The sequence below is a fragment of the Tunicatimonas sp. genome, from assembly GCF_049647865.1.
Taxonomy (GTDB): domain Bacteria; phylum Bacteroidota; class Bacteroidia; order Cytophagales; family Cyclobacteriaceae; genus Tunicatimonas.
The window spans coordinates 1-9,224 of sequence record NZ_JBARYM010000513.1 but is presented as its reverse complement, the minus strand read 5'-3'; the positions used below and the strand labels follow the sequence as shown (position 1 = coordinate 9,224).

Here is a 9,224-nt window from a genome sequence, read left to right as displayed (position 1 = left end):
ACTTAAGAATTAACTACTCTATCATTTAGAAACTTATGGACTACAGGCTGTCAGTTAATAATTAACAACAATCAGCCATTTAACCTAGAACCAATTAGCAATTAGATCATGTAATCACCATCTATTGACGTCACTACAAAAATCTAGAATAGCCGTATCAGTAGTCTTCTTTGTGAATGGAGCTGGTTTTGCGAGCTGGGTACCTCATATTCCCTTAATACGTCAGCGGTTTGAAATGAGCGAAAGCGAACTTGGGTTAACGCTATTGATTATTGCCATTGGCGCTATCATCGCTATGCCAGTGGCTGGGGGAATTATTGAGAAAATAGGTAGCAAACGAGTCGTCAGCTTTGCATCCGTCGGATTCTGCCTGTTATTAGCTGTATTACTGCTAATGCCCAACTACTTAAGTTTAGGAATACTACTTTTTTTGTTTGGGATGGTAAACGGCTCAATGGATGTTGCCATGAACTCCCACGGTGTGCTGGTAGAGCAGAAGTACGGACGAGCCATTATGTCATCGTTTCACGGTTTATTCAGCACTGGTGGATTAGTAGGTGCCGGACTAGCCAGCGCGTTCTTAGCCCTAGGGTTTACACCCGCCCAGCATATGCTATTTGTGCTAAGCATTTTACTCGTTTTAGTTCTTATTGCGCTACGGTTTTTATTGCCTGCTGAAAACATAGTGAAAGATACCTCTCAAAAGAAAGAGCCGCTATTGGTATTCCCTTCTCAAAAATTGGTTTGGTATCTTGCCCTATTAGGCTTTTTCATTTTGATGGTAGAAGGAGCCATGGCCGACTGGACGGCTATTCATATTATGGATCTACCGAATGCTACTGCTTCACTAGCCGCCATGGGTTTTGCTGGTTTTTCCTTAACTATGGCTATCGGTCGCTTACTGGGCGATAAGATTATTCGGGTAGTAGGCCACTCCAAGGTGCTTCGGTTTGGTAGCGTAGTTGCTGCTTTAGGGCTACTCATCGTTGTTTTGGTACCGCAGGTTTGGGGGGCCGTGGTTGGTTTTGGTTTAGTTGGGGTAGGTTTATCCAATGTAGTACCCATTATTTTTAGTTCAGCGGGTTATGCCAATCCCGACGCCCCCGGACGTGGTATTGCGGCAGTCACCACTATGGGGTATTTTGGCTTTCTAATTGGTCCACCCCTGATTGGTTTTATCGCTGAGGGGATATCCCTCAATGGTGCATGGTTGATGTTAACAATCTTTCTGGGCTTGGTAGTAGTTTTAGCCCCCAGCTTAATTCGCCGTTTGCCTTACCGAACGTAATTAACTTGATCGTACGGTGATTTTTTTATTTGAAAAATATATTTTACCTTAATAGTAATCTGATGATAAAGATATACGTTTAGTATATAACTGAAACAGTGGGTGTATGAATTGATAAGAGCTTATTTTTTACTTAATCAATTCACTTATGAACCCTTTTCGAACGCTTCTTCTTGTCCGAAAATCTCTGATTTTTGTCGTCCCCGTTTGCGTTGGCTTTGGCCTTCTCTCCTACTGTACTGACCAAGTATCTTCTACGGTTCGTTTTCATCGGATGACTCCCGTCTACACTACTACCGAAGAGATTCGGGAAGCTGTTGCAGTAATGCCTCCGCGGACAATTCAAGGTACCGGAAAGATTTTTTCGCACGAAAACTTTCTATTTCTTAATGAACCCGGTAACGGAGTACATATAATTGATAACACTGATCCCACTCAGCCCCATACTACTGGTTTTATTAACATTCCGGGTAACTACGATTTGGCGGTAGAGGGAGATATTATGTATGCCGACAGCTACATTGATCTGCTAGCAATAGATATTAGTAATCATCAAGCTATACAGGTACTGCACCGGGAGGAAAATGTATTTCCTAAGTTCAACAGCTTTGGTTTTTATCCCGATGTTAACAAGGGTGTGGTTACCCGATGGGATGAGATAGATGTAACCGAGAAATATGAGGGTGAATTAGACGGAACCATGTGGGGACCAGGGGTTTATCAGTACATCGATTATCTGGATATATCACAACAAGCTCGTCAAGATTTTGTGCAGCAATCGAATGTACCGGTGATGGAGTTCAACCGTACTCAGCCTACCGCAGTTGGACGAGGAGGTTCAATGTCGCGCTTCGCAATAAGCACTGACCATTTGTATACGATCGACGACGAAAACATGCAAGTTTTTGACTTATCCTCTGCCACCAACCCCACGTCAGTGAATGAGTTTTCGGTTGGATTTATGATTGAAACTATTTATGCTCACCGAAAGCAACTATTTGTAGGAGCTCAAAACGCCATGTATATATATGATAAAACAATGGCGGCTTCTCCTAGTCTGCAAGCTTCCTACTGGCACGCTACCAGTTGCGATCCAGTGGTTGCTAATGATACCATGGCGTACGTAACACTGAGAACTGGTACTACTTGCGAAGGCGACCAGAATGTATTAGAGTTAGTCGATATTAAAGAAGCAACCTCACCGCATGAGGTGGCTCGCTATAATATGGATAACCCTCATGGTTTGGGGTTGGATGAACATCTACTTTTTGTCTGTGAGGGTGCCACTGGCGTTAAAGTGTTTGATGCCCGTCATCCTCAAGATTTAAACGAACATCTTATAGCTCGTATTGAAGGATTGTTTGCCTATGATGTAATTACGCAAGATCAACATTTAATTGTGATTGCGGAAGATGGCGTTTACCAATACGACTATTCTGATCCCAAGCAAATTACGCTCCTCAGTAAAATGACTCGGGCCGCATTATAGTCGTTGTAATTTAGGTCTCAGGATATTCATTCTGAGGCCCTTTTTCTTCTATTATGAAATACTTACTTACGCTAAGCCTTAGTGGATTACTATTAACGCTTTCGTTGCCCATTCTTGCACAGACAGAAACTTCACCCGGCCGAGAAATAACCGTCTATCTCAAAAACGGTGATTACGTATACGGTCGAGAGTCAATCGTACGATTTAAGGGCTATGTCACTGTCGATATTGACTTTTTTTCGCAAAAGCATATTCCCAATAAAAAGGTTATATACATCCACTACGGTCCACCACTAGCTCAACCTCTTATTAGAATGTGGGGAGCAGAATCTACCATTTTTGTTTCTATGTTGGCTGGCGTTCAGTTTGGTAAAGTGAAGTATGGTAACAACCGAGCAGCAGCCAGCGTTTTAGTCGGTTACATGTTCAATCCGCTGCTTCAACCTAGTGTAGGAGTCGGATATATGCAGTACGACCCGGTTGCAACTACCACTTTTTTTACCCGGTTGCACGGAGCTGTACCTAACTGGAAATGGGCACCTATGTACTTTTTGGAAGTAGGATCTAGTTTTCTGCGTACCAACAACTACGATTTTAATATTGAGTACCACAATTCTCGGGGTGGACTAATGGTGCATCCGGGAATTGGTATCCAACGCAGATTTCGTACCGGAGCAATATCATTTCAAATTGGGTATCGTATGCAGCGGGCAGAATTTGATTATTCAGTACAAGAATTTTGGGGTGGCACCTTACGAGTGCAAGAGAATGTTACTTACCGCCGACTTTCCACGGCAATCGGCTTGACTTTTTAATCTTAATTTATTTTAACTCCTTTCCAACCTACTATTAAGCAATTGGTGTCTTACCAGTGCAATTAAATTAATTCGCTGCTATGAAACACCTATCATTCATTCGCCCCAAAGTGTGGTTCGGCTACGCCACTTTTCACGTAGCTGCCATCGCCTACCTACTTATGCTTACTCAGTGTTCCGATAAGCTGGAAGTAACTCGCACGTATCGCTACCTAGAACCGGTCTACATGACCACTGATGAAGTTCGAAACTCCTTTGCTGTTGACCCACCCGAAACTTTAAGTTCTACCGGCAAAATCTACTACCTAGCCCCTTATCTGTTTATTAACAAACCCGGCGAAGGTATTCACGTGATTGATAACTCAGATCCGGCGAATCCGGTTAATCTTAACTTTATTAATATACCTGGCAACTACGATATGGCCGCGAAGGGAAGTATGCTGTACGCCGATAGTTTTATTGATCTACTTGCAATCGATATCAGCAATTTAAATGACGTTAAAATTGTAAGCCGGGTAGAAGATGTTTTCCCTCGGTTTGCTAGCTGGAACAACTGGACTACTTCAATAAACGGGGAGGATATGGTACTGACCGAATGGGTGCAGCGCGAGGAAGTAGATGTGCTGAAAGGTCACCTAGATGAAGTAGCTCCAAATCTGTACCGCTACGGAAATGGATTTGTAACTGACAATTTTAACACCTTTGATTTAGCCTTTACGAATAGAGCGGCTAGTAGCGAAGTGATGAGCCAAGGTAGTGGCCAGCAATCGCAGACGGGCATTGGCGGTTCTATGGCCCGCTTCGCGATCAGTGGAGAACGGTTGTATGCCGTTGATGATAATAACTTACAAGTATTTGATATTTCTCAGTTAGATGACCCTACCGAAGGCAGCGAAATTGAGATTGGATTCGGTATTGAAACCATCTTTCCTTATAAAGACAAACTATTTATTGGTTCGCAAGAAGGTATGTTCATTTACAATAATACCGATCCGGATAACCCTGAATATGAATCAGAGTTTATTCACGCTCGGGCATGCGATCCGGTAGTAGCGAACGATACTGTAGCGTATGTTACCCTGCGCGATGGTAATACCTGTTGGGGAGCTCAGAATCAACTCGATGTAATTGATATTAGTGATGTAGCTAATCCTCGGCTAATCGAATCATACAGTATGGATCACCCGCACGGGCTAGCGATTGATGGCACTACTTTGTTCGTATGTGAGGGTGAATTTGGCTTGAAAGTATTTGACGCGAGTAACTCCCGAGAGGTATCTGAAAGCCTTCTAGCCCATATTCAAAATATTCACGCCTTCGACGTAATTCCGCTAGATGGAGTTTTGATGGTTATTGGTGACGACGGTTTATACCAGTATGATTATTCAAATCCGGCTGATCTGAAGTTACTTAGTACGATGACATTGGTTGCTCTGTAGCTTTTACAAATTTTCACTATGACAGAAGCAATCTACTGATAGTGAGCAGATTACTTCGTCACTTCATTCCTCGCAATGACGTTTATGTATAACTTAATTAATACCAATTGCTTACTTACTCAAAATAAATTGCAATATCATACGTCATCGCGATGAGTCAGGTACAAACGGACGAACCAGGTCGCCGAGCGGAAGCGGTCTTCCATTTCGGAGACCGCTTCGTCATGCTTTCTCGCGGTGACGTTCTATTTTTATTTCTGAACGACTACTTTATCTATTGCTCCGAGCCTAAATGTTAAGCATCGGGACAACTGCCGAGCTTAGGATGCTACTGTTGCTTTTATTACTCTTTTAGCAAAAATACTGATGAAAAAGATTTTATTTGTTTTATTGATGACCACCTTCGGGCTTTCAGCATCGCTTTACGCTCAGAGTGAAAATCAGGAGGTGATTGTTTTTCTAAAGAATGGTCAGAAAATATCGGGGAAATTGCAGCTATCCATCTACGATGATCATATTGCTTTAGCCCACGATTCGCTATCGCAAACCTATTTATCCTTTCAATCCATAAAAAAGATTCACTTTGGAAATGTTCCGGAGGATGAACCTGCTACCTACTTCACTCACCAGCGGGGTATTTTTCACTTGACTAATCTGGGTCTTCAGATTGGAGATAATAGCAATGGTGCCACCACTACTTTTACGATCCACACAGTGAACGGCTACGTATTTTCTCCACACCTAATGGTAGGAGTAGGTATTGGCCTAGATCATTACGATGGCATTCGTGCGCTTCCACTTTACGCTAGTATACAAGGAATTATTACCGATCGGAAAGTAAGTCCATTTTACTTTGCTAACGTTGGAGGAAGTTGGGCTTGGCCGGGGAACCGGGGTTCAGGAATTACTTACGAGCGCACTGAAGGCGGTCTTTTCGCTCACGGTGGCTTAGGTTATCAGATCAACCTCGCTCGCTCGGCTTTATTATTCTCAGGTGGTTATAAAATCCAACAGTCTGATTTTGCTTATAATTTTGAAGGATGGCAAAGTGAGACGTTTATTGAAGAAAAACGCTTGCTTCGCCGAGCTACCGTTACCGTAGGATTTACTTTTTAGCTTATTTTGTTTGCTGAGGAGTTCGATCAATCATTGCTTCCCACTGGCTAAGCGTATCAAGTAGTTCGGTTACTTTTTCAGGATGATTAGTAGCTAAGTTCTGCTGTTCGGCAACATCCTGTTCAAGGTTAAATAGGTAAGTGCTGTCTTGCCTCGTCAGCAATTTCCAGTCACCCTGACGAACTGCCTGCTGTCCTCGGTACCGCCAAAAGGTGGTTCGCTCTAGTAGTGGACTACTATCTTTCCACACTGCTGAGAAATCTGTTCCGGTAGTTGTATAATTGATTGGACTTTCGGCATTGGCGAGCGATAATAAAGTGGGTAATACATCCATACTTAATACAGTTGCATCGGTACTGCCCGGACTAATCGTACCCGGCCAATAAGCAATAGCGGGAACCCGGTGCCCCCCTTCCCATAATTGAGTTTTATGCCCCCTTAATACCCCGTTGTTGCCTAATGAATCAACCGCTCCATTGTCTGAACAAAAGAAAACCAGTGTGTTTTCGCTAAGTTGCAAGCTATCCAACACGTTGAGCACCTCCCCCACACTCTCATCCATCACTTCCACCATCTCTTGGTAAGCTCCTTGATAATCTTGCCGAGAGCCTTGACTATTAAATTCCGTATCAGGAAAACGATCTGCGGGATCATTTCTACCCTGGTACGGCCAGTGTGGTGCTTCGTGAGCGATGTACAGGCAGAATGGTTTTTGTTGGTTTTGTTCAATAAAATTAACGGCGTGTTTACTAATTAAATCGGTTACGTATCCAGTTTCACTTACCGAGTCCAATCCATCCCACCAATCGTAAATTCCGGCATTATCGTAGTGCGAGTGGTAGTCAATATTACCGCTTACGTACCCTCGGAAAAAATCAAAACCTTGGTGCACCGGATTGTACTCCGGACGATAGCCCAAGTGCCACTTCCCCACTACTCCGGTAGCGTAACCAGCTGATTTAAGTAACTTGGCCAGCGTGATGTTAGCCGTATCTAATCCGGTTTGTCGGGTTTCACCCCGTACGTAGATTACTCCTTCCATGCCAACCATTTGCTGATACTTCCCAGTAAGTAAAGCTGCTCGAGTAGGCGTACATACAGCTCCATTGCTATGGTAGTCGGTAAACATTAACCCATTGGCCGCCATACTATCTAAGTTAGGTGTCTGGTAACTGGGATGACCATAAGAACCTAAATCGCCGTAGCCCAAATCATCCGCCATGATGATGACAAAATTAGGCGGCGATATTTCGGCACTGTTATCTTTATCAGATTCGCAGGCAAAATAGAGTAGACTTACTGTTATAGAAAAAAGGGTTCGTAGGATGGGAAATATATTGGGGAAGGTTGGTGTAGGATTTTTCATGAGGGGAAAATACCCAAGCTAAACAAAGAAAGCTACTCTAAATTAGAATAGCTTGGCTAAGCAATGATAAATAGTTGCCTTATTGTTTAATTAAGCGATGTTGCTTTGTATTGTTAGGCAATTGCATCTGAAGAAAATACGTGCCACTCCGTTGATTAGTTAGATCAATAGTAGGTTGTACAGATTGTAATTTCCCTTGAATAACCATTGCACCCCGCAAATCAAAAACCTGGAATGGTACTGACTCACGCTCCTTTTTTATTCTGACACTAAACAACCCGTTGCCTGGATTGGGATAAATAATAATTCCCGATTCAGTTAATTCGTCTCCAATCGAAGTTATCAACTCAATAGCTAGCTCCTGAGTTATTGGTTCCGCAGCCGTATAGTTATCGTCACCTTCCTGAGATGCAATTATAATTACCTTTGAAGAGTTAACTGTAAGAATGCCTTCTTCCAGCGTTCCTTCTCCTTCACTCACTGTTACTACCACTGGTAACGCTGAATTACTAATGGCTTTTACTTGAAAAGTATTATCTCCAACAGGTATTACTTCTAATGTAATTGCTTGCGGAGCTTTACGAACGGTGAACGAAAACTCTATTGTATCGCTTGGCGCATATTGGTCATTTCCTAACTGAAAAGCCCGAACCTTCACTTCTCCGGCACCGGTTATTGTCAACATGCCTTCAGAAATCTCAGCGGGCCCATCTATCTCGTAGACAAGTGGCAATGAAGAAGAGCTTTCAACCGCTAAAGCAAAGGGACTTTCACCAAACACCGGATTATCCGGTAGCTGGTAGGTGATTTTTTGAGTATTGGTTCCTAATGGACTTTCTATCTCAGAGGGGGTTACCACTACAAAAGTATGAGAAACAGTTCTCGCCGGGTTGTATTCATCGTTACCCGGCTGACCAATAGCTAAGGTTACCTCGCCGGCTTGGGTAAATGTTAGCGACTGTTCATTACGCAATGCTGATCCTACTACATCGACATCGGGATTTAAACCACTGCTCACGGTAATGTCCAAAGTAACTACCTGATCCACTGTCACCGTATCGGGCAAAGCTGCCAAAGTAACTACCTGATTTTGCTTACTGGGTTCAGCTACTACGAAAGACTGTCGCTTTCTTTCTGCCAAGTAATTTTCGTTTCCATCATTGTAGGCCTCAATCGTAATTTCACCATTTCCGGTTATAGTTACTTGATTACCATCTAATATAGCGTTCCCACTAATCAGCGTGAATTTTACGGGAATATCAGCACTGGATGTAGCCACTAAATTAAATGGTGCATCGCTTGCCACCTTATCTTCAATTTCGGAAAATATAATAGTTTGAGGCGCTTTGTTAACTTCAAAAGATTGTAAAACTGATGCGACCAGAATATTTTCATTCCCCGCTTGATTTGCTTCAATTGTTACTAGGCCCGCTTTTCTCACTTTCAGTGATTGCCCTTCAAGGTCAACCGCACCTTCTTTTACTAAAAACGTAATGGGCAAACCTTGGTCAGACTCAGCCGTAAGTTGAATCTCTTTTCCTGCTTGGTACACTACATCGTTCAATGAATTGAAATCAATATTCTGGGAAGCCTTTTTTACGGTGAAAGCGATAGTTTTGCTGGCTCCTTGGTAGTTATTATCTCCAACGGTTGATGATTCTATCTCAATCTCGCCTGCTTCAACAATAGTTACCGTATTACCTTCTATTGT

7 protein-coding genes are annotated in these 9,224 nt (G+C 42.9%); 5 read left to right on the top strand and 2 right to left on the bottom strand.

Going from position 1 to position 9,224, the window contains the following annotated elements; all coding sequences use genetic code 11:
- The first annotated feature begins 124 nt into the window (after positions 1-124).
- From WBA23_RS15145 to WBA23_RS15125, 5 genes are all read left to right on the top strand, one after another.
- Positions 125-1,288, top strand: coding sequence for an MFS transporter (locus WBA23_RS15145; RefSeq protein ID WP_424583123.1), 1,164 nt, complete (start codon positions 125-127; stop codon positions 1,286-1,288).
- Positions 1,289-1,436: 148 nt separating this feature from the next.
- A complete protein-coding gene (locus tag WBA23_RS15140) occupies positions 1,437-2,777 on the top strand; it encodes an LVIVD repeat-containing protein (RefSeq protein WP_424583122.1) in 1,341 nt (446 codons plus the stop codon).
- Between the two features lie 53 nt (positions 2,778-2,830).
- On the top strand, positions 2,831-3,592 hold the full coding sequence (locus tag WBA23_RS15135) for a hypothetical protein (RefSeq protein ID WP_424583121.1): 762 nt from the start codon (positions 2,831-2,833) through the stop codon (positions 3,590-3,592).
- A gap of 80 nt (positions 3,593-3,672) precedes the next feature.
- Positions 3,673-5,031 (top strand): LVIVD repeat-containing protein, encoded by a 1,359-nt coding sequence (locus WBA23_RS15130; protein WP_424583120.1) that lies wholly within the window; start codon positions 3,673-3,675, stop codon positions 5,029-5,031.
- Between the two features lie 366 nt (positions 5,032-5,397).
- Positions 5,398-6,147 carry a hypothetical protein gene (locus tag WBA23_RS15125; RefSeq protein WP_424583119.1) on the top strand — a complete coding sequence of 250 codons (750 nt, stop codon included), beginning with the start codon at positions 5,398-5,400 and terminating at the stop codon, positions 6,145-6,147.
- A gap of 1 nt (position 6,148) precedes the next feature.
- On the opposite strand, the gene WBA23_RS15120 is transcribed toward WBA23_RS15125, so the two are convergent.
- Positions 6,149-7,513, bottom strand: a complete 1,365-nt coding sequence (locus tag WBA23_RS15120; RefSeq protein ID WP_424583118.1) for a sulfatase-like hydrolase/transferase — start codon at positions 7,511-7,513, stop codon at positions 6,149-6,151.
- Between the two features lie 79 nt (positions 7,514-7,592).
- On the bottom strand, positions 7,593-9,224 hold a 1,632-nt coding region (locus WBA23_RS15115), incomplete at its 5' end, for a T9SS type A sorting domain-containing protein (RefSeq protein WP_424583117.1).